Here is a 20,257-nt window from a genome sequence, read left to right as displayed (position 1 = left end):
GGTGACGCTTTTGAGAAAGCATAACCTTTTCAAAATTTAAATTTTAGTTGACCATCAAATAGTATGAGCTGTGTCTCTTATAATGGTAATGGCGGTGGAGTATTGCCTCCAAGAAAAACTTTCAAATCCTCTACCTCTTGTAGCATAGTCCATCCGGACATTCCTTGCTTCCAGATCAAACTTTCTCTATTAATAGTGCGGTTTGCAAATAGTGATTTGAGTTGCTCAAACGAGACGGGGCCTTGCTCTGCACCATTTACAGCATAAAAATATTGTACCGGAATAGGCATAGGTGGTGGTATAGAACCTCCTTGGGTTACTTGAGGCTGAGCTTGATTTTGAGAACCCATTTCTGATTGTCCTCCCATTAGACCCCCCATTTGTTGAGCAAGCACAAAACCCATGCCCATACCCATCCCAGCTCCTGCCGTACCGCCTTCATTTGCAGCAGCCGCCTCTATTGCTTTTGCTGTTTTGAATTTAGTAAGCTTATCTAGGTCTAATTTATCAATGCGACTGTATTCAAAGATCTCTTTTTTAAGATCTTCAGGCATAGACACATTTTCTATATAAAATTTTTCTAAAGCAATACCAACAGATAAAAATTCTGCCTTCATCACTTCTCTACAGGTTTCTGAAAGCTCAGAGGTATTTGCAGCATACAATTCAATAGGTAAGTTAGCCTCTCCAACGGTATCTGTAAATCGTGTGGCAATTAGACTTTTGAGGTGTTCATTAATTTCAAAATTTGTAAAATTATTATCTGTGCCGACAATATCTGTAATAAACTTCCCTGCATCTGCAATTTTAAAAGCATAAGTCCCAAATGCTCTTATCTCTACTAGTCCAAAACGATCATCACTCAAAGTTATAGGACTTTTTGTGCCCCATTTTTCATCTGTAAAGAGGTGGGTGTTTACAAAATAAACCTCTGCTTTAAATGGCGAGTTAAATCCAAATTTCCATCCTTTTAATGTCGATAAAATGGGTAGGTTTTGAGTAGTAAGATCATATGTGCCAGGATTAAAAACGTCTGCAAGCTGTCCTTCATTCACAAAAACTGCCGTTTGTCCTTCTCTTACAATTAATTTTGCTCCATTTTTTATCTCGTTTTGATATCTTTCAAAGCGATGTGCGATGGTGTCATCTGTATAGTCAAGCCACTCAATGATATCGATAAATTCATGACTAAGCTTCTCTTTAATTGTATCAAAAATCCCCATAAATTGTAGTTTTAATTTCTGTCTTAAAGTTATGAAATTAAGACATAAAAAATCGGCTATTGTTCCCCCAAACTATAGCCGATTCAAAATTTAAATAATATGTCTTAGTTACAAGACATTAAGCTTGATACTCGTAAGAAGTTCCATCTGGAAATTCTATTGAAAAATAGGCTACATCAAATTCTTCATCTTGACAGATTTGCTCTAGAAGCCCCCAATCTTCTTGTTGCGTTTTCATAATTGATTATTTAAATGGTTAATTCCTTACAAAGATGATTTACTTATAAAAAGGATAGTGGGTGTTTATGTCTTGAAATAGTAGGGTTCTTTACCCCATTTTAAATTTGCTTTTCTAAGCGACAGGCAATGACAGTTTATTGTATCAATTCAAAATAAGAGCGCGCTTTAACATTAAAGATTGGTTATTTTTGAAGAAACAAGATAAAATTTCAAAAGTAATGCTCACTATAGATCCAAAAGAAATTCCAGTATCTCAGTTATTTGGTCATCTCACTGGAGCCGTAGGCCCTAGGCCTATCGCTTTTGCAAGTACTGTAGATAAGGATGGCAATGTTAACCTAGCACCATTTAGTTTCTTTAATGTATTTGGCGCAAACCCTCCTATTTTAGTGTATTCTCCATCTCGAAGTGGTCGGGATAACACTACAAAAAATACGTTGGATAATGTACTAGAGGTTTCAGAGTGCACCGTTAATATTGTAAATTATGCCATGGTACAGCAAATGTCTCTCGCTAGTACTGCCTATGATAAAGGGATAAACGAATTTATTAAGTCAGGTCTTACTCCCGTAGCTTCAGAAATGGTACAACCTCCTCGCGTTTCAGAATCACCCGTTCAGTTTGAATGTAATGTAATAGAGGTTAAACCACTAGGTGATCAGGGTGGTGCAGGAAATTTAGTAATCTGTGAAGTATTAAAAATACATCTCTCAAAAAACATCTTAGATGAAAATGGAGGCATTGATCCTGTAAAAATTGATCAAGTTTCCCGATTAGGCGGTAATTGGTACGGGCGTGCAAAAGAAGGGCTCTTTGAAGTACCCAAACCTGTTGCTAGAACAGGAATAGGAGTAGATCAAATACCTCAAGATATAAGAAATAGCAGTGTTCTTACGGGTAATGATTTGGGTATGTTGGGAAATGTAGAAAACTTACCTAGTGAGGATGCTATTAACGCTTTCGCGAAAGCAAATGCCCAATTAAAAGATGTGCTCGCTCACGAAGACAACGTTTCTAGACACAGAATTGCACAGGCCTTTCTTGCCGAAAAAAATGTGAATAAAGCGTGGATGGTTCTACTCGCAAAGCGGTAGAAATTTCATAAATTTACATCCTCAATAATTGAATAAGATGGAAGTACAAGGAAAAATCAAGAAGATAGGTGAGACGCAAACTTTTGGGAACAACGGTTTTAGAAAAAGAGAAGTGGTAGTCACCACAGAAGAGCAATATCCGCAACACATTATGGTGGAGTTTGTTCAAGATAAAACAGATCTTTTAAACAGCTACTCAGTAGGTCAAAATGTGAAAATTAGCATTAACCTAAGAGGACGCGAGTGGGTAAGCCCACAAGGAGAGACTAAATATTTTAATACAGTGCAAGGGTGGAGAATAGAAAACTTAAGTGCTGCAAATGCAGGTGGAGGGCAACCGTTACCACCTATGCCTCCAGCAGACTCCTTTGAACCTGCATCAAATTTAAACACAGACGATCACGACGATCTTCCTTTCTAAGGAAAATTTATTTTAAATTAAAAGGCCCAAAGCGATCTCAATTGTTTTGGGCCTTTTATATTGTGATACTAACTTTAAGCTAATTCTAAATAGGAATCCCCATGCATTATCACCAGCCTCGGTTTCCAGATCACCACCTTGCAGATGAGGATGGCTTGCTTATGGTAGGAGGTGAACTCACACCGGACTGGCTTCTTAAAGCTTACCGCTCAGGAATCTTCCCGTGGTACAACGACGGGCAGCCCATTTTATGGTGGACACCAGACCCGAGAATGGTAGTAAAACCTAATGATGTAAAGGTCTCTAAGTCTATGCGTAAAGTATTACGCGATAATTATTTTAAAGTAACCTACAATCAAAATTTTCTTGAAGTAATTCTCGCTTGTAAGCGTATAAAACGTAATGGTCAGGAAGGCACTTGGATCACTAACGATATTGTAGATGCTTACTTAAGATTACATGAACTAGGATATGCTATCTCTATAGAGGTATGGCACGAAGATGAGCTAGTAGGAGGTTTGTATGGAATTGACCTCAAGGAGAAAGGCGTTTTTTGTGGAGAAAGCATGTTTACCACCATGAGCAATGCAAGTAAAGCGGGGTTTATTACGCTTTCGCGAAAGCTTGCCGCACTCAATTATAAGTTGATTGATTGCCAAATGTACACAGAACATCTCGCAAGTCTAGGTGCAGATGAGATCTCTAGGGATCGTTTCTTGAAATATCTAAAGTAGCCCTTAAATTGACAATTTAATTTTATACGATATGATACCTCCAACAATCTACTTCATGATCGTTTACCATACCTATAGCTTGCATAAAAGCATAAATCACCGTAGATCCTACAAATTTAAAACCTCGCTTTTTGAGATCTTTAGAAATAGTATCACTTAAAACTGTATTTGCAGGTGCATTTTTATAATCTCTCACGCTATTTTTAATAGGTTTATGATCTACGTAAGCCCAAAGGTAATTTGAAAAGCTTCCGTATTCATTTTGCAATTCCATGAATAATTTTGCGTTTACTACGGTACCACGAACTTTTAGCTTATTGCGTACAATTCCTTCATCTTGTAGTAATGATTGTATTTTATCTTCCTTGTAGCTTGCAATACGTTTATAATCGAAATTGTCGAAGGCTTTTCTAAAATTTTCTCTTTTACGCAAAATAGTAATCCAGCTTAACCCAGCTTGAAAAGTTTCTAATACTAAAAATTCAAAAAGAGTTTGGTCATCCTTTATCGGAACTCCCCATTCTATATCATGATACTCTTCATACACCGAATCTCCTACACACCAGCCACATCTGTTTTTTAGCATTTATCTAAGTTTATAGTTCTCTTAAAGATAGTAAGTTTGTTGTCAATAACTTAAATAATCTAATATGAAAGTCATTGAAGATACTAAAGAGCAATTAGTTGAAAATGCGCTAAAAGATGCCATCTCCTACAAAGACTATAGAGCTTTTACAGAACAGCATGCCATTGTGGGAACTAATTCTGGTGACGAGAGATCAGAAAACCTCGCAAACTATACGATGCTCAATCACAAACGGATGAAGCGCCTTGATAAAACTCTCAAACTTTCTGAAGATGTGAAAACTGTCATAACTAATTATGATAATAAAGTAACTTGGCTTGTACTTACAGAAACTTGGTGTGGGGATGCTGCTCAAACTATGCCCGTAATGCAAAAGTTTGCAGATCTAAATGAGGGCATACAGTTCAAGGTCGTATTGAGAGATGAGCATAAGGAACTTATGGATGCGTTTTTATATAATGGCGGGAGATCAATTCCCAAACTTATTGCCTACGATTCTCAAGGTAAAAAGATTGTGGGTGATTGGGGTCCTAGACCTACAAAGGCGACTAAACTTGTGAATGATTACAAAGAAGAACATGGCTCTTTAACACCTGAGTTTAAGCAGGATTTACAAATCTGGTATACTAAAGATAAAGGGCAAAATACAGCAGAAGATTTACTAAAGCTACTTCAACAAATTAGCCTTGAAAAATAAAGGTTACGGTACCTAGCTGCTGCAATTTAGGACTATTGTCAAAGTAAGCATTCTCAAGGTATTTCATGGCTTGTTCTATCAAGCAACCATTAGAAGATGAAGAAGAAGTGCTGTTAAATGATTTTTTAATAATCGATCCTTGACCGTTTACCGTAATATTAATTACAACTTTGCCAATTGCGTCGCAGGTATATACTGGGTTAGGTAATTTAATGGCAGTTCTATCTACAAGATTATAAGATACTGTACTCTGTCTGTATTTACTCTGCTTTTTTTGACCGCGATTTGATTCCCTAGCCGCTATCGCTTCCTCCAGATCTTTCCTTTGAGCTTCAAGATGTTCATCTTGTTCTTCTAGTAGTGCTTTACGCCTAGCTTCATTATCTGCATCTAAGTTTTGAATACTCTCTTCCTGTCTTGCCTCTATGGCTTTCCTAACTTCATCATCTGCGTCTAATGCCTTTGACTCTGCTTCCAGTTGATTAGGGTCATATAGCTGATTAGATAGAATTGAGGAGATATCTGGCATTTCAGAAAGTAGATCTTCCTGATCTTCTGGTATGGGTTCTGTAAGAACGGCCATTTCTATAAATTCCTCTTCTAGTTCTCCTTGGTAAGGTTTAACCCCCAGAAAGAAAAATACCAAAACAAGTATACTCGCACTTGAAATTGTAATTAATAATGCTTTATCTGAATTCGAAATTTTCATGGGGATGTAAAATTACGTAAACTTAATTTATAAAGACCTCTTACTCTAAGTTTTAGCTTTCAAAAGCTGCTGGAGAGAACGTTTCTATAAAATTATCTAGTGTTTGTGCTTTATCTACGTGATAATCACCTATTCTAGTTCTTCTAAGCTTCGTAAGATGCGCACCACTTTCTAGCGCTTTACCAAAGTCAAAGGCTAAAGATCGTATGTACGTACCTTTACTACAACTCACCTTAAAATCTACTTCTGGCATTTCAATACGTGTGATTTCAAAGGAAGTGATTTCTACTTCTCTAGTGGGTATTTCAACTTCCTCACCTGCTCTTGCAAATTCGTATAGTCGTTTTCCCTCTTTTTTAAGTGCAGAAAAGATAGGAGGCCGTTGTTGAATCTTTCCTTGGTACGCTTTCGCGAAAGCGTATATCGCCTCCTCCGTTATATGTTCTGTAGGGAAGGTCTGGTCTATTTCTGTTTCAAGATCATAGCTAGGTGTAGTAGCTCCAAGATATATAGTACCTGTATACTCTTTTTCCTGACCCATAAATTCATTTATACGCTTAGTAAACTTACCTGTACAAATGATCATTAAGCCTGTAGCGAGCGGATCTAACGTTCCAGCATGACCTACCTTAATCTTCTTTATATTTAGATTCTTACGAATAAGCCAGCGTACTTTATTTACAAGCTGAAAAGAGGTCCACTCTAATGGCTTATCAAAAAGTAACACCTGCCCTTCTTTATAATCATGGTCTGTTAATGTATTTTCTGGCTCCACCATTATCGATTATATAGTGTGAATCCTATAGCAACTAAACCTACTACTAGACAGTATACAGCAAACCAAGAAAGTTTGCTTTTCTTAACCAATTTAATCATCCAGGTACAAGCTACAAGACCAGCTATAAAAGCCGCAAAAAATCCAATAATCAGCACTGATACATTCCCTGTTTGTGAGGTAAGCGCCCCATCCATTAAATCCTTTGCTATTTTACCAAAAATTAATGGTATTACCATTAGAAATGAAAAGCGGGCTGCTTTACTCTTATCATTACCCAGCAATACAGAAGTAGAAATAGTAGCTCCACTACGAGAGATCCCTGGTATCATGGCTACGGCTTGAGAAACTCCGATAATGAATGCGTTTGAAAATGAAACATTTTTTTGTGTGTCCTTAGCTCTGTCTGCAAAATATAACAAGACAGCCGTTACTATAAGCATACAACCTACAAGTAAAATGTTACTACCAAACAATGCTTCTAATTGCTCTTCAAAGAATAAACCTATAAAAACAGCAGGAAGCATGGAGAGAATAATTTTTGCAGAAAATTGCGTCTCTTCATTCCACTTAAACGAAAAAAGTCCTTTTACTATTTCGATAATATCTTTTCTAAAAACAACGATAGTAGATAAAGCGGTAGCAAAATGTACTACCACGGTAAACATGAGACTTTCCTCTGGAACGGAGGTGTCTCCCAGTACAGCTTTACCTAATTCTAAGTGTCCACTTGAAGATACTGGTAAAAATTCTGTGAGTCCTTGTATAACACCAAGAATAAGTGCGTCTAAATAATCCATAAATTTTAAAAGCTATTAATGCTTATGCGGATTTAATAATATAGCGTACACCTCGATACCAAAGCCTATGAGGATAACTGCGGGTGCTAGTCGTATACGTCTCCAAGAATAGATTTCTGGATTAAAAACAGTAGGATCGTCGCTTCCTCCTCCAGACATAAGTAAAAAACCTAGAGCTATAACTCCTAGGCCTATAAGCATCCATTTGAAATTTTTCTTGCCAAATATAAATTCGGTAGCCTGTTTTGTTTCCGTCTTTCGTTTTTGCTCTCCCATGTGTTTAGTAGTATAATTCGTCTGTACGCAAATTTAAGAAACGCTGTGTTGCTAGAAAGGTACTAAACCAAGTGATCAATATACCAATTAGAAATACTCCTAGAAATAATGCACCTATAAGCAAAGGGTCATCTAACAACGTTAGTTGTGGGAATGTTTTATCTGCATAATATAATACGCCACCCATCCCTGCAAGGGCAATGATGGCACCTATCATTCCTAACTTTACACTTTTCCAAACAAAAGGTCTGCGTATAAACCGTTTAGTGGCACCTACCATTTGCATCGTTTTGATAGTAAAACGCTTTGCGTATACAGATAATCGAATCGAACTATTAATGAGCAACACGGCAATAAACGTAAATATGCCCGAGATAATTAAGACCCATAGACTTATCTTTTTAATATTATCATTTAATAAGGAGATAAGAGGCTTGTCGTAGGTAACCTCTTCCACAAAGTCTTTGCTAGAAATAGTTGCCGCAATTTCATCAACCTTTTCTGCCGACACGAAATCTGCATTTAGATACAAATCAATACTGTTCTGTAGTGGGTTCTCTCCCAAGTATTCTACAAAATTCTCTCCCAACTCTTTACTATGAGCCTCAGCCGCTTCTTCTTTTGAAACGAACTGTATTGATTTTGTTGAAGGAGCTAGCGAAAGCGATTTCTCAAGCTGTTTCATTTCAACGTCTTTCGCGGTATCCTTGAAATATATACCTATCGCTACGGTTTCTTTAAAATAGTCTGCTACTTTTTTAGTGTTAAGTATGAGCATACCTAGTAATCCTAATAAAAAAAGTACCAACGCGATACTAATCACGACTGAAAAGTAAGAAGTGATTAAGCGTCGTTTTTGATATTTTTCAAAAGAAGAACTCATTGGCAATTGTTTCGTGTAAAAGTAGTAAATACTATAGAATCCTTATCCAATCGTTTTAACTCTCTACTTTTATTTTTTCAAATAAATGAATCACTCGCTACATAAGCCTCAATCACACGTTGCTCTCCTTCTTTTCCATTAATGCTATTCCCATGCTCCATACCTAAAATTCCTTCATAGCCACGGCTATGTATGTATTTGAAAACATTTTTATAATTAATTTCTCCAGAGGTAGGCTCGTTACGACCTGGATTGTCCCCTATTTGAAAGTAGGCTATCTCATCCCACGTCTGTGCAATATTAGGAATTAAATTACCCTCTTGAATTTGCTGGTGATAGATGTCAAATAAAATTTTACAAGAAGGACTATCAACCGCTTTACAAATTTGATATGCTTGCGGCGATTTTGACAAAAATAATCCTGGGTGGTTTTTGAAATTGAGTGGTTCTAGCACCATTACAATCCCGTGCGGTTCTAAAATAGAAGCGGCTTGCTTAAGAGTTTCCAAAACATTTGCTGTTTGAAAACCCATGTCCTGTCGTAGATCTACGTGCCCTGGAACGACCGTAATCCAAGTGGCATTCATGCGTTTTGCTACCTCGATAGACTTTCTTATATCCGTTAAAAATTCTTCACGGTAGGTGGCTTTACCACTTGCTAGGTTTGCTTCCGTCCAATAAATTTTATGACCCACAAATACACCCATCATCATATTATGGTACTCCATTTTGGCAGCCATAGCCTTTTGTTGTGCAATAGGACGGTTGCGCATCTCATTATCCTCAAAAGCTGTAAATCCCTGAGATGCCATAAACTCAAGTTGATCCATAGGATCTGCTCCTGCATGTTCCTTAAACATGCCTATATGAGGCGCATAATTTAAATTAAAATCATGATCACTTTTGAGTTTAAGAGCAGCTTTCTCTTTTGGGTACGCTTTCGCGAAAGCGTGACCCACTCCCCCAAAACCTAAAAAGGAACCTGTAAGGGCTCCTTTTAGTATAAATTTTCTTCGATCCATAGATATCTTAAATATAAGATTAAAAACTGTAGAAAGATTAATTTCTAGTTACTATTTAAACAGCTTAATTGTAAAGCTATTTATAGTGAATATGCCTTACCTCCTGTAGCGCCTTGCACTGGCAGGCAACCTATCTGTTGTCCCGGAATAGGGTCGTAAGCTAGTACATTCTCTCCTATTTCTTCTGAGGTTTTCCATGCCCAAAGCGTCATCCCTCTTAGATTACCTAATAAACTAAATGAAGCTGCATCTGGATCTGGAATGGTTGATTTGTCTTTAGCGTATGTTTGGTAAAAAGAACCAAGATTTTTTTCATAGGCAGCTGCTTGCTCTGGAGTAGCCATGAGATATTTTGCCAGTACTTGATCAAAATCTTCTGCATTTGCATTTTCAAAGGTTTTGCCCGTTAGGTCTTCCAATCTATTTGCTAGTGCATCAAAGCCTAATTTTATTTGCGGCTTGTCCTCTTCTTCCAGCACATCATTCCAATACATATCAATAAAGTTATGTACACCTACATCTATAGCTCCTGGAACACTTTCATCAGAAGGTATGATTAAGTCTACAATATGACGCAATGCTCTTCCTTGCTGCTGGTTTACAAAAACTGTTTCAAAAACAGGTTCACTTTTGCAGCTTTGAAGTAAGCTTAATACTGTAGGCGTTGCTACTAAAGCCACACCACCTAGTCCTAAGTTTTTTATAAGTTGTCTCCTTTTCATCTTATGCTTCTTTTTTGAGTTGAGCTGCAGCATGATTTGCTGCACGTGCGCTAAAGGCCATGTAGGTAAGTGATGGATTAACACAACTAGCAGATGTCATAAAAGCTCCATCTGTAATATACACGTTAGGTACAGCATGTAATTGATTATCACCGTTACATACAGAAGTTTTAGGATCTCGTCCCATACGAGCGGTACCCATCTCGTGTATGCCATTTCCAGGTGCACTTGGATCATCCATCGTTTGAATATCTTCAAAGCCAGCTTTTTTAAGCATATCCTTAGCGCTCGAAATCATATCCTTACGCATTTCCCATTCGTTCTTTTTCCACTCTGCATCAAAAGTAACTGTAGGTAATCCCCATTTATCCAATTTATTATAATCGAGTGTCATTTTGTTCTCGTGGTATGGTAAACATTCTCCAAAGCCCATTAAACCAATAGTCCACCCCCCTGGTTCTTGAGCAACCTCTTTCAGTTTTTTTCCATATCCTGCTTCAGATACTAAAGAAGACCAATCACCGCGGCTTGCTCCACCCTGATAACCATATCCTCTTTTAAAGTTTTTCTGCTCTGTTTCTCCTCCTAAATTTCTAAAACGTGGGATATAAATTCCATTAGGCCTGCGGCCCTTGTAATATTTGTCTTTATCTCCTGACCATTTTGCTGTGGCTCCTGCCTTAAAGTGATGGTCCATTAAGTTGTGACCTAATTCTCCAGAGTCATTCCCCATACCGTTAGGGAAGCGCTCGCTTTTAGACTGCATAAGGATACTGGCAGATGCTATAGCAGAAGCACATAGAAATACTACTTTTGCTTTAAATTCTTTTTTCTCCATCGTTTCCTGATCGATCACTCTAACTCCAGTAGCTTTACCAGTAGCATCATCATACATTACCTCTGTAACAATAGAATAAGGTCTTACTGTAAGATTTCCTGTTCTCTCTGCAGCAGGTAGGGTTGAAGAGTTGGATGAGAAATACCCTCCAAAAGGGCACCCTCTAGCACAACGATTTCTAAACTGACACGCAGAGCGCCCATCATGGCTTTTTGAACCTGTAATATGCGCAACTCGACCTATGGTGAGCAATCTACCGTCTTTGTAGTTTTCGGCCATGTTTTTCTTAAGTGTTTCTTCCACACAATTAAGTTCCATAGGTGGTGAAAATTTACCATCCGGAAGCACCTCTAATCCAAGTTTTTCTCCAGATACAGAGATATACTCTTCTACTTTATCGTACCATGGAGAGATATCTTCATATCGTACAGGCCAGTCTACTGCAATATTTTCCTTTTTGTTAGCCTCAAAATCTATATCGCTAAGTCGGTAACTTTGTCTACCCCACATTAACGAGCGTCCTCCTACATGATAGCCTCGTATCCAATCAAAACGTTTTGTCTCGTTGTATGGATGATCAATATCATCTACAAAAAAGTGTCTGGTATCTGCTTTGTGCACATATCCTGTACGTGCTTGTTTATGATAACGAGCTTCCACTTCTGCGCTATTATTCCCACGGTATTTTAGATCCCATGGATCCATGTGCATGGTAGGATAATCTTCAATATGCTTGACCATACGCCCTCGTTCTAAGACAAGCGTTTTGAGCCCATTTTCACAAAGTTCTTTTGCGGCCCATCCTCCGGAGATGCCTGAGCCTACGACAATTGCGTCGTACATTTCGTTTTCGTTAGCTGTATTCACTGTTATATTGTATTTATGAAAATTATTTAGGAAGCTTGTTACCAAATATATAAATTTTATGTTGTTTTTTGTGAATATGTAAAAAAGACTACCTTAGTAAAAACCTATATTTAACAGTAATTCGCAGGCGAAAACGTTGTAGTACGCCTCTTTTTTAATTCTAGTTTTATGAAAAATTTTATAATTGGCTCTATTATCGTCTTTTTAGGTTTTATTTCATGTAAAAATGAAGTAAAAATTAAGGATGAAAACGCTTTCGCGAAAGCAGAAAAAGAAGAAGTAGCCAGTACCGCTATGAACATTCAACATTCTTTAGCACAATGGTCTTTACACAAACCTTTTCTTGATGGAACTTTGGACCCCTTAAACTTCCCTGCAATTGCTAGAGATTTAGGCTTCTCCGGTGTTGAATACGTAACACAGCTATACCCTTCTGTACAATCAGTAGGACCCAATTACCGAGAAGACGTGATGAAACTTGCGACAACATTGTCTAAAAATGCAAAACAAGCAGAGGTTGAAAGTGTGTTACTCATGGTTGATAATGCAGGAGAACTTGCAGACCCAGACCCTGAAAAACTCGCAGCGGCTATCGAAAATCATAAAATATGGATGGACGCCGCAAAAGTTATGGGTGCTCATTCCATAAGGGCAAATCTATTTGGCGAACTCGATCCTGAACAATGGCATAAAATTTCTGTTGCTTCTCTAAAAGAGCTTGGTGCATATGGAGAAGAACTTGGAGTGAATATTCTTATAGAAAATCATGGCGGTTGGTCTAGCGATGCAACTAAACTTGTTGCCGTTATGGAAGAAGTTAATATGCCTACGGTAGGAACATTACCAGACTTTGGTAACTTTTGCATTAAACGTGAAGGAGGAGCCAGATGGGGCGCTCCATGTATTGAAACTTACGATACCTATAAGGGTATCAAACAATTAATGCCCTATGCTAAAGGTGTCTCTGCAAAATCATACGAATTTGACAATGATGGTAATGAAACAACTCTTGACTACCAGCAACTAATGCAAATAGTAAAAGATAGTGGTTTTGAGGGGTATGTAGGTACTGAGTATGAAGGCTCGCTAGACGACCCAATGGAGGGTGTAAAGCTTACAAAAGCACTGGTTGAAAATTCGATCGAAAACCTTAAATAAACTATATGAAATCAACGATTAGAATTCAATTATCGGTTATGATGTTTCTCGAATTTTTTATTTGGGGAGCATGGTTTGTGACCATGGGTACTTTTTTAGCTCAAGCTTTTAGTGCAGATGGAGGACAACTGGCTATGGCCTACGAAACCCAATCTATAGGGGCTATTATAGCTCCATTTATAATAGGGCTCATTGCCGATAGATACTTTTCTGCCCAAAAGATATTAGGCGTTTTACACTTAATAGGCGCTGTGTTATTATATCTAGCTGGTACATCGCAAAGCTTTGACTCATTTTATCCATATATTTTAATTTATATGATATTATATATGCCTACACTAGCGCTAGTAAACTCTGTGGCTTTTAGACAAATGAAAGATCCCGCTAAAGACTTTGCGTTGATACGTGTACTAGGCACCGTAGGGTGGATTGTAGCTGGTCTAGCTATTGGATTTTTAGCTTGGGAATCTGAAAATCTTTTACAAAACACCTTTCTTATGGCTGCTGTAGCAGCGGCGATACTTGGCTTATTTAGTTTTACGCTACCCGATACTCCACCTGTGGTAAGTAAAAACGAAAAAGTTACCGTGCGTGACATATTAGGATTAGATGCACTTGGGATGCTAAAGGACAAAAGATACCTTGTCTTTTTTATAGCCTCTATTCTTATCTGTATTCCACTGGCGTTTTATTACCAACACGCAAATCAATTTTTAAATGAAATAGGTATGGAAGGTGCTGCGGGTAAAATGACCTTTGGGCAAATGTCAGAAATAGCATTTATGTTACTGCTTCCTATATTTTTAAAGAAATATGGTATTAAACTTACGCTTCTAGTTGGTATGTTAGCCTGGGTTGTGCGTTATATTTTATTTGCTTATGGCGATGCAGGAGAAGGCACTTGGATGCTCATATTTGGGATCATCTTACACGGTATATGTTATGATTTCTTCTTCGTATCTGGTCAGATTTATACAGACTATAAGGCGGGAGAAAAATTTAAAAGCTCAGCACAAGGACTAATTACACTTGCTACATACGGGTTAGGAATGCTCATTGGTTTTCGCCTTGCTGGAAAAATCACAGATTTAAACGCACTAGCAGATGGTGGGCATAGTTGGGAAGCTATATGGACCATACCTGCAATAATAGCTGGTGGCGTTTTTCTATTTTTCCTTATTACATTTAAAAACGAGAAAATTGAAGTAAAAGAATAATACAACAACTATGAGCAATAAAATTAGATGGGGCGTCCTAGGTGGTGGTGGTGATAGTTTAATAGGAATAGTACATCGCGTGGCAGCTACTATGTTTGATGCATACCAACTGGTCGGTGGTTCTTTTAACCCAAATATAGAAGAGAGCAAAGCATTTGCAACACAAATAGGTATCTCTACAGATAGAATTTACAAAGATATAGAAGCATTCATTACGGGTGAACTTGCACTACCTGAAGCTGAACGCATACAGGTAGTTTCCATACTTACACCCAATTTCTTGCACTTCCCCATGGCAAAAAGGCTATTAGAGACGGGGTTTCATGTAATTTGTGAGAAACCTATGACTATGACTTATGAGGAAGCCCTCATTTTACAAACAATACACCAAAAAAACGAAACAATATTTGGACTCACTCATACGTATACCGGGTACCCTATGGTACGCCAAATGAAGGAGATGATTACAAATGGAGAGATAGGTGAGATTCAAAAGGTAGATGCACAGTACTATCAAGGCTGGATCAATCCTATTATACACGATAAAGAGCAGCGCAATGCAACCTGGCGTTTAATGCCAGAAAAATCTGGGATATCTTGCTGTATGGGAGATATAGGCGTACATGCTTATCAAATGCTAGAATTTGTAACAGGTCAAAAAATAAAATCCATACTTGCAGATCTCAATCATTTATACGATGATAATCAAATGGATATTGATGGGACGGTACTACTACGTTTAGGTGAGCATCAAAAGGGAGTGCTACGTGCTAGTCAAATTGCTACTGGTGAAGAAAATAATTTTACAGTCGCTATCTATGGAAAAAAGGCAGGTCTCAAGTGGGAACAAGAAAATCCTAATTACCTTACCTTTTTAGAGGATGGCAAGCCTATACGTGTATTAAAACCAGGTCACTCGTACAATAGCTCATTATCGCTAGACGGCACAAAACTACCTCCAGGACACCCAGAAGGTATTTTTGATGCAATGGGTAATATCTATAAGGGCGTGGCAAAGGCCATTAGGGGTGAAGATTTTCATCCAGCAGAATTTCCAGGGATGGAAGATGGTATACGTGGTATGCAATTTATTGAAAAGGCAGTAGAGAGTCATAAAGAAGGTAATGTTTGGATCTCTCTCCTATAATTATGAAGTGTTCTACTTTATTATTTATGAATCGATAATGCTTTCGCGAAAGCAAAACATTACAAGGTCAAACTACTTTGAGCATAAAGTAACTATTGCCAGAGTACAATAAAATGAAGTTTTTAGATATGAAAACAATAAAAGGACCCGCAGTATTTCTCGCCCAGTTTATGGACGACAAAGCACCATTTAATTCGCTAGACGGTTTATGTAAATGGGCCGCAGACCTTGGGTATAAAGGAATACAAATCCCAACTTGGGAAAACCGATTAATTGACCTCACCACAGCAGGAGAGAGTAAAACCTACTGTGATGAGCTTAAGGGCAAAGTAAACGACTATGGGCTTGAGATTACAGAACTGTCTACACATTTACAAGGACAACTTGTGGCCGTGCATCCTGCTTATGATTTAATGTTTGATAATTTTGCACCTAACGATTGTAAAAACAACCCAAAGAAGCGTACTGAGTGGGCTCGTAAGCAAGTAATAAGCGCTGCACACGCTAGTAAGCATTTAGGCCTAGAGGTGAGCGCGACATTTAGTGGTTCGCTGCTCTGGCACACCATGCACCCGTGGCCTCAGCGACCTGCAGGACTTGTTGAGATGGGTTTTGAAGAACTCGCCAAACGCTGGTTACCTATACTCAACACTTACGATGTGTGTGGTATAGATGTGGCTTATGAGATTCACCCTGGTGAAGATCTACACGATGGAGTCACTTTTGAGCGTTTTTTAGAAGCTACAGGGAATCACAAGCGTTGTAATATCTTATATGACCCTAGTCATTTTGTATTGCAGCAACTAGATTATATAGCCTATATTGATCACTATCATGAGTTTATAAAAGCCTTTCACGTAAAAGACTCTGAGTTTAAACCTGACGGTAGACGCGGAACCTTTGGCGGATATAGCGACTGGCAAGATCGTGCTGGGCGCTACCGCTCTCCGGGAGATGGACAGATAGACTTTAAAACCATTTTTACAAAACTAACAGAATACGGTTGTGATGTTTGGGCAGTGATGGAGTGGGAATGCTGTGTAAAAAGTCCTGAACAAGGCGCTCGAGAAGGTGCCCCTTTTATCGCCTCACATATTATTGAGGCAACACAAAAGCGATTTGATGATTTTGCTGGAGAAGATATTGATAAAGAAAAGCTTAAAAAGATATTAGAATTATAATCCGTATTTTCTAAAAATATATAACTTAAGTGAATTTAATGCAAAACTACTATGCTTTAAAAAACTTTGCACTTTACTTACTACTTGTAAGTCTTTTTACAAGTTGTGAAAAAGAAGAACTAATAATAGAACATAAAAAGGTAGAAGGTAATGATCTCGAACATTTAAATATGTTTACTCGCCAGTTGTATAGTTCTGACAAATTATCCAAAGAAATATCCTTAACTACTAAACTAAAAGAAATAAGTAAAAAGTCCTTTACCAGTGGGACAAGATCTGTGCATTCAGAAAGTCTTGGCTTTACAATACTTACTAATTATGCACAATATATAAGTTCTGATGACGGTAAATTTTATTCATTTACATTTCCAGTAATACGCCAAGATGTTACAGAAATACTAGAAAACGCTGTGTTCAGTTTTGAAAACGATGAATTTAAAAGTGCATTATTGCTTTCTTATAAATTTAGTCCCGGTGATTTAGAGAATATAAGAAAAAATATAGCTATAGATGCAACCCAAGATGTAACGATTCTCAATATAGATGAAGAAACAGTACTAGATTTATTAGATACTAGAGATTACAGCTGTTCTTATGAAGTAGATCAAGTTTGTGTAGAAAATGCTTGTACGGTAGACGGTTGCTGGGACTCAGAATGGACTACTTGGAGCTGTAATAATGTAATGGTCTATGTTTGTAACGATACTGAAAATGGAAACACAACAAGTGGACACCTATCTGATGGTCCTGCTCCACAACCTAATTATGGAAATTTAGGAGGCACCAGCGGTGGCGGTTCTAAAGAAACAATTACCGCCCCTGTAGATCCAGATATATTATCTTGGAATTTTTTTATGCTTAATATGCCACAAGACCTTAGAGATTTGCTAGTTATGGACAGTACAATCAATAATGTGGTTTTTGATTATCTAGTTGCAGAGAGATTCTCAGCACAAGCAAGAGCAATCATTGAAGATGCTTTTGAGATATATGAGGGACAAGATGGAGACAACCCTACTTATAAAAAAATTCTAAATGATCTCACAAATTGCACAAAAGCCAACGAGCTACTTACAGATACTCAGTTTAGACAATCACTTTCAAACATACAAAGCAGAGCTCATAATGATAGTGAGAGCGGTTATGAGATTTCAAAAGCCCCAGAGGCAACCCAGTCAACTACAAACTTTGTAGAAGGGGGCTTTGATAGATTAAAACTAAATGTAGGTGGTAATATTATAGGAGGAATACATCATCATACAAACATTGGATATCCTATGTATAGTGCCGAAGATGTAGTCACGCTATTCTTTACCTATATAAAGAACGACCACCGTAGGGATGAGACTATACAAGCCAGTGATGTGTTTTCTGGACTAGTGGTGCCAGTAGGTACACAAAGCACAAATACTTATTTGCTTAAAATAAATAATATCTTAGCACTAGGTCGTTTAATTAATGCAGTTCCTTTTAAGAGTTTTAAAGATCAGTTAGATAGGGCTTACAATGTAGAAATGAATCGAAGTTTTCCTAATTATAAAAAGGTATTGTTAAAGACTATAGAAAGGCTATCGTTAAAATATAATATACACACTAGTCCCATAGCTCTTTATGATTTTAATGAAGCAATCGGTCAGTTTGAGAAAGTAAGTCTCCATCCCACAGAAAACAGTACCCAAAATACTCCTTGCAACTAATATACTCTAATATGAAAACAATTTTTAATGGCTTTTTATTCATTCTTACTTTGAGCTGTACTGCGCAAACCATCATACCTATTCATAATATACCTAATGATGTACCTCTTAATAATATATATTATAAAGATGTAGAAAATGATTTAACGCGTATTGTAGGACAGTGGAAATGGGAAGAAGAACATAGTTCACTTACCATAGATTTTGAGAAATTAGAAAGAGTTATAGATGATACTGGCACTGAATATTATGATTTTCTGGTAGGAGAATATAGATATATAGAAAACGGAACTGTATTAGTAGATGCCATCCCATTTACAGCAGATCCTAATGACGTGTATAGACATAGTATTGTAGGAGGTATTGTAAATGTAACCGTGGGTGCACCTCCTTGTGATGCCTGTACAACAGACACTCGGTTTATACGTGTAAATCTAGATGACCCAACGAGACCTGGTATATCAGGGTCTATGGTATTTGCTAGATACTTAGAAAATGGAGAAGAAAAAATAGTGGCACGTATTTTAACAACCTTTAACAAGAATTACCTTACCCAAGATAATTACACGGGACCAGAACTTTTGAGTATTCCAGAAGGGGTTTATACTTTTTTAAAACAGTAACTATAACATAAGCGATAAATAAGTAAATGAAAATGTTGCATAATAACATTCTAATATTAATGTTCACAATAAGTGGTACTGCGCAAACCATTATACCTATTCATAATATACCTAATGATCTACCTCGTAATAGTATATATTATAAAGATGTAGAAAATGATCTTACTTCTATTAAGAACAATGGAAATGGGAAGAAGAACATAGTTCACTTACCATAGATTTTGAGAAATTAGAAAGAGTCATAGATGATACTAGCACTAAACATTATGATTTTCTGAAGGAGAATATAGACATATTGAAAAATGAGCCTAAGGCCAAATGCAAAAGTAACGAACGACACATATAAAACAGGTACTGTTTATGATGATATAAAATTTATAGATGGAATGATAAATTTCAATGATGAATGAAATGATATTGTCCTATCTATAAATCACTCTAAGATATTAGAAACAATAATCTCTTGATACCGAATTTAAAGAATGGAGAAGCTTTGATAAATATCCCTAAATACACATTAGCTACAATATTACAGGGAGGACAAATCATTATATTATAATATGTCTATTCAAAAAACTAATTAAATTATGAGAAAACAAATATTTCTAATTATTGCACTGACTGTAACAACTATATCATGTGGACCTTCTCAACAAAAAGTCGAACCAACCAATCCTGAGGCTACTGAAGTTTGGCAACCTAAACCGGCTAAAGTCGCTATCAATGGCCAGACCGGTATCCCAAGCGATGCTGTGATATTATTTAACGGTACAAACCTCAACGCGTGGAAGAGTAAAAACGACGGCAGCGCTCCTAAATGGACGATTAATAAAGACGGCAGTATGACCGTAAAAGATAAAACGGGAGATATCGTAACTAAAGAAGACTTCGGGAGTGTGCAATTACACTTAGAATGGCGTAGTGACCCAAACAACACACAGACTAACCAAAACAGAAGTAATAGTGGTGTGTTTTTTCAAGGATTGTACGAAGTACAAATTTTAAATAATAATGATAATGACACCTATGTAAACGGCATGGTAGGCTCTATTTACAAGCAAAATCCGCCGCTTGTTATGGCTGCAAAGCCTACAGGAGAATGGAATAGTTACGACATTATATTTCACGCTCCAGAATTTGACAATTCTGGAGATCGCGTTAAGGCAGGCATTCTTACCGTTTTTCTTAATGGAGTCCTTATACAAGACCATTTTGAGCTATTAGGAAGTACTGAGTATATAGGTTACCCAAAAAACAAAGCTCATGGTGATGGCCCTATAATATTGCAAGATCATGGAGATATGAGTGGCGTAGGGTTTAGAAATATATGGCTTAGGAAACTATAAA

Annotated in this window: 22 protein-coding genes; 12 read left to right on the top strand and 10 right to left on the bottom strand. The window is 37.3% G+C overall.

The features are described 5' to 3' along the window. Positions 1-77: 77 nt before the first annotated feature. On the bottom strand, positions 78-1,223 hold the full coding sequence (locus OD90_RS09530; RefSeq protein WP_144668943.1) for an SPFH domain-containing protein: 1,146 nt from the start codon (positions 1,221-1,223) through the stop codon (positions 78-80). Positions 1,224-1,681: 458 nt separating this feature from the next. Here OD90_RS09530 and OD90_RS09525 point away from each other — a divergent pair, with 458 nt between their 5' ends. The 3 genes from OD90_RS09525 (at position 1,682) to aat (ending at position 3,712) form a co-directional block, all read left to right on the top strand. Beyond that, positions 1,682-2,557, top strand: coding sequence for a flavin reductase family protein (locus OD90_RS09525; RefSeq protein WP_144669686.1), 876 nt, complete (start codon positions 1,682-1,684; stop codon positions 2,555-2,557). Positions 2,558-2,594: 37 nt separating this feature from the next. After that, complete coding sequence (locus OD90_RS09520) at positions 2,595-2,978, top strand: DUF3127 domain-containing protein (protein ID WP_144668942.1); 384 nt, start codon at positions 2,595-2,597, stop codon at positions 2,976-2,978. A 101-nt stretch (positions 2,979-3,079) separates the two neighbouring features. Beyond that, positions 3,080-3,712: a leucyl/phenylalanyl-tRNA--protein transferase gene (gene aat / locus OD90_RS09515; RefSeq protein WP_144668941.1), complete on the top strand. Its 633-nt coding sequence runs from the start codon at positions 3,080-3,082 to the stop codon at positions 3,710-3,712. Between the two features lie 22 nt (positions 3,713-3,734). On the opposite strand, the gene OD90_RS09510 is transcribed toward aat, so the two are convergent. Further along, a complete protein-coding gene (locus OD90_RS09510; RefSeq protein ID WP_144668940.1) occupies positions 3,735-4,298 on the bottom strand; it encodes a DNA-3-methyladenine glycosylase I in 564 nt (187 codons plus the stop codon). Between the two features lie 64 nt (positions 4,299-4,362). Here OD90_RS09510 and OD90_RS09505 point away from each other — a divergent pair, with 64 nt between their 5' ends. Then, on the top strand, positions 4,363-4,995 hold the full coding sequence (locus OD90_RS09505; protein ID WP_144668939.1) for a thioredoxin family protein: 633 nt from the start codon (positions 4,363-4,365) through the stop codon (positions 4,993-4,995). Here the strand turns inward: OD90_RS09505 and OD90_RS09500 are convergent. The 8 genes from OD90_RS09500 to OD90_RS09465 form a co-directional block, all read right to left on the bottom strand. Then, the gene (locus tag OD90_RS09500; RefSeq protein ID WP_144668938.1) at positions 4,979-5,704 is read right to left on the bottom strand and encodes a hypothetical protein; all 726 of its coding nucleotides are present in this window, start codon (positions 5,702-5,704) and stop codon (positions 4,979-4,981) included. The two genes, OD90_RS09505 and OD90_RS09500, sit on opposite strands and share 17 nt — an antisense overlap. Positions 5,705-5,756: 52 nt before the next feature. After that, positions 5,757-6,482, bottom strand: coding sequence for a tRNA pseudouridine(55) synthase TruB (truB, locus tag OD90_RS09495; RefSeq protein WP_144668937.1), 726 nt, complete (start codon positions 6,480-6,482; stop codon positions 5,757-5,759). Further along, positions 6,482-7,279: an undecaprenyl-diphosphate phosphatase gene (locus OD90_RS09490; RefSeq protein WP_144668936.1), complete on the bottom strand. Its 798-nt coding sequence runs from the start codon at positions 7,277-7,279 to the stop codon at positions 6,482-6,484. The genes truB and OD90_RS09490 overlap by 1 nt, the downstream gene beginning before the upstream one ends. Before the next feature lie 15 nt (positions 7,280-7,294). Next, positions 7,295-7,555 (bottom strand): DUF3098 domain-containing protein, encoded by a 261-nt coding sequence (locus OD90_RS09485; RefSeq protein ID WP_144668935.1) that lies wholly within the window; start codon positions 7,553-7,555, stop codon positions 7,295-7,297. Positions 7,556-7,559: 4 nt separating this feature from the next. Then, complete coding sequence (locus OD90_RS09480) at positions 7,560-8,438, bottom strand: cell division protein FtsX (protein WP_144668934.1); 879 nt, start codon at positions 8,436-8,438, stop codon at positions 7,560-7,562. 77 nt (positions 8,439-8,515) lie between these two features. Then, entirely contained in the window at positions 8,516-9,460 is a 945-nt protein-coding gene (locus OD90_RS09475; RefSeq protein WP_144668933.1) for a hydroxypyruvate isomerase family protein, read from the bottom strand. Between the two features lie 80 nt (positions 9,461-9,540). Beyond that, positions 9,541-10,182 carry a gluconate 2-dehydrogenase subunit 3 family protein gene (locus tag OD90_RS09470; RefSeq protein WP_186434744.1) on the bottom strand — a complete coding sequence of 214 codons (642 nt, stop codon included), beginning with the start codon at positions 10,180-10,182 and terminating at the stop codon, positions 9,541-9,543. A gap of 1 nt (position 10,183) precedes the next feature. Then, positions 10,184-11,863 carry a GMC oxidoreductase gene (locus OD90_RS09465; RefSeq protein WP_144669685.1) on the bottom strand — a complete coding sequence of 560 codons (1,680 nt, stop codon included), beginning with the start codon at positions 11,861-11,863 and terminating at the stop codon, positions 10,184-10,186. Between the two features lie 192 nt (positions 11,864-12,055). On the opposite strand from OD90_RS09465, the gene OD90_RS09460 reads away from it, so the two are divergent. The 8 genes from OD90_RS09460 (at position 12,056) to OD90_RS09430 (ending at position 20,256) form a co-directional block, all read left to right on the top strand. Next, positions 12,056-13,045 carry a sugar phosphate isomerase/epimerase family protein gene (locus OD90_RS09460; RefSeq protein WP_144668931.1) on the top strand — a complete coding sequence of 330 codons (990 nt, stop codon included), beginning with the start codon at positions 12,056-12,058 and terminating at the stop codon, positions 13,043-13,045. A 5-nt stretch (positions 13,046-13,050) separates the two neighbouring features. After that, positions 13,051-14,262, top strand: a complete 1,212-nt coding sequence (locus tag OD90_RS09455; RefSeq protein WP_144668930.1) for a nucleoside permease — start codon at positions 13,051-13,053, stop codon at positions 14,260-14,262. A gap of 10 nt (positions 14,263-14,272) precedes the next feature. Then, the gene (locus OD90_RS09450; RefSeq protein ID WP_144668929.1) at positions 14,273-15,409 is read left to right on the top strand and encodes a Gfo/Idh/MocA family protein; all 1,137 of its coding nucleotides are present in this window, start codon (positions 14,273-14,275) and stop codon (positions 15,407-15,409) included. A 128-nt stretch (positions 15,410-15,537) separates the two neighbouring features. Next, positions 15,538-16,590: a sugar phosphate isomerase/epimerase family protein gene (locus OD90_RS09445; RefSeq protein WP_144668928.1), complete on the top strand. Its 1,053-nt coding sequence runs from the start codon at positions 15,538-15,540 to the stop codon at positions 16,588-16,590. A 38-nt stretch (positions 16,591-16,628) separates the two neighbouring features. Further along, positions 16,629-18,287 carry a hypothetical protein gene (locus OD90_RS09440; RefSeq protein ID WP_144668927.1) on the top strand — a complete coding sequence of 553 codons (1,659 nt, stop codon included), beginning with the start codon at positions 16,629-16,631 and terminating at the stop codon, positions 18,285-18,287. Positions 18,288-18,298: 11 nt separating this feature from the next. Beyond that, on the top strand, positions 18,299-18,910 hold the full coding sequence (locus OD90_RS09435) for a DUF6705 family protein (RefSeq protein WP_144668926.1): 612 nt from the start codon (positions 18,299-18,301) through the stop codon (positions 18,908-18,910). 59 nt (positions 18,911-18,969) lie between these two features. After that, positions 18,970-19,128: a hypothetical protein gene (locus tag OD90_RS13205; protein WP_186434743.1), complete on the top strand. Its 159-nt coding sequence runs from the start codon at positions 18,970-18,972 to the stop codon at positions 19,126-19,128. Positions 19,129-19,497: 369 nt separating this feature from the next. Further along, positions 19,498-20,256, top strand: a complete 759-nt coding sequence (locus tag OD90_RS09430) for a DUF1080 domain-containing protein (RefSeq protein ID WP_144668925.1) — start codon at positions 19,498-19,500, stop codon at positions 20,254-20,256. The last annotated feature ends 1 nt before the right edge of the window (position 20,257 follow it).

The organism is Dokdonia sp. Hel_I_53, assembly GCF_007827465.1.
Lineage (GTDB): Bacteria > Bacteroidota > Bacteroidia > Flavobacteriales > Flavobacteriaceae > Dokdonia.
Note: the sequence above shows the minus strand (reverse complement) of the source record. Positions and strands in the feature narration are given on the sequence as shown.

Bases quoted from the DNA above. Each gene is read 5' to 3' on its own strand.
- OD90_RS09500 (WP_144668938.1), bottom strand. From the start codon at position 5,704: ATGAAAATTTCGAATTCAGATAAAGCATTATTAATTACAATTTCAAGT.
- OD90_RS09450 (WP_144668929.1), top strand. From the start codon at position 14,273: ATGAGCAATAAAATTAGATGGGGCGTCCTAGGTGGTGGTGGTGATAGT.
- OD90_RS09510 (WP_144668940.1), bottom strand. From the start codon at position 4,298: ATGCTAAAAAACAGATGTGGCTGGTGTGTAGGAGATTCGGTGTATGAA.
- OD90_RS13205 (WP_186434743.1), top strand. From the start codon at position 18,970: ATGTTCACAATAAGTGGTACTGCGCAAACCATTATACCTATTCATAAT.
- aat (WP_144668941.1), top strand. From the start codon at position 3,080: ATGCATTATCACCAGCCTCGGTTTCCAGATCACCACCTTGCAGATGAG.
- OD90_RS09455 (WP_144668930.1), top strand. From the start codon at position 13,051: ATGAAATCAACGATTAGAATTCAATTATCGGTTATGATGTTTCTCGAA.
- OD90_RS09430 (WP_144668925.1), top strand. From the start codon at position 19,498: ATGAGAAAACAAATATTTCTAATTATTGCACTGACTGTAACAACTATA.
- OD90_RS09490 (WP_144668936.1), bottom strand. From the start codon at position 7,279: ATGGATTATTTAGACGCACTTATTCTTGGTGTTATACAAGGACTCACA.
- truB (WP_144668937.1), bottom strand. From the start codon at position 6,482: ATGGTGGAGCCAGAAAATACATTAACAGACCATGATTATAAAGAAGGG.
- OD90_RS09440 (WP_144668927.1), top strand. From the start codon at position 16,629: ATGCAAAACTACTATGCTTTAAAAAACTTTGCACTTTACTTACTACTT.
- OD90_RS09435 (WP_144668926.1), top strand. From the start codon at position 18,299: ATGAAAACAATTTTTAATGGCTTTTTATTCATTCTTACTTTGAGCTGT.
- OD90_RS09505 (WP_144668939.1), top strand. From the start codon at position 4,363: ATGAAAGTCATTGAAGATACTAAAGAGCAATTAGTTGAAAATGCGCTA.
- OD90_RS09445 (WP_144668928.1), top strand. From the start codon at position 15,538: ATGAAAACAATAAAAGGACCCGCAGTATTTCTCGCCCAGTTTATGGAC.
- OD90_RS09485 (WP_144668935.1), bottom strand. From the start codon at position 7,555: ATGGGAGAGCAAAAACGAAAGACGGAAACAAAACAGGCTACCGAATTT.
- OD90_RS09460 (WP_144668931.1), top strand. From the start codon at position 12,056: ATGAAAAATTTTATAATTGGCTCTATTATCGTCTTTTTAGGTTTTATT.
- OD90_RS09465 (WP_144669685.1), bottom strand. From the start codon at position 11,863: ATGTACGACGCAATTGTCGTAGGCTCAGGCATCTCCGGAGGATGGGCC.
- OD90_RS09530 (WP_144668943.1), bottom strand. From the start codon at position 1,223: ATGGGGATTTTTGATACAATTAAAGAGAAGCTTAGTCATGAATTTATC.
- OD90_RS09480 (WP_144668934.1), bottom strand. From the start codon at position 8,438: ATGAGTTCTTCTTTTGAAAAATATCAAAAACGACGCTTAATCACTTCT.
- OD90_RS09475 (WP_144668933.1), bottom strand. From the start codon at position 9,460: ATGGATCGAAGAAAATTTATACTAAAAGGAGCCCTTACAGGTTCCTTT.
- OD90_RS09470 (WP_186434744.1), bottom strand. From the start codon at position 10,182: ATGAAAAGGAGACAACTTATAAAAAACTTAGGACTAGGTGGTGTGGCT.
- OD90_RS09525 (WP_144669686.1), top strand. From the start codon at position 1,682: ATGCTCACTATAGATCCAAAAGAAATTCCAGTATCTCAGTTATTTGGT.
- OD90_RS09520 (WP_144668942.1), top strand. From the start codon at position 2,595: ATGGAAGTACAAGGAAAAATCAAGAAGATAGGTGAGACGCAAACTTTT.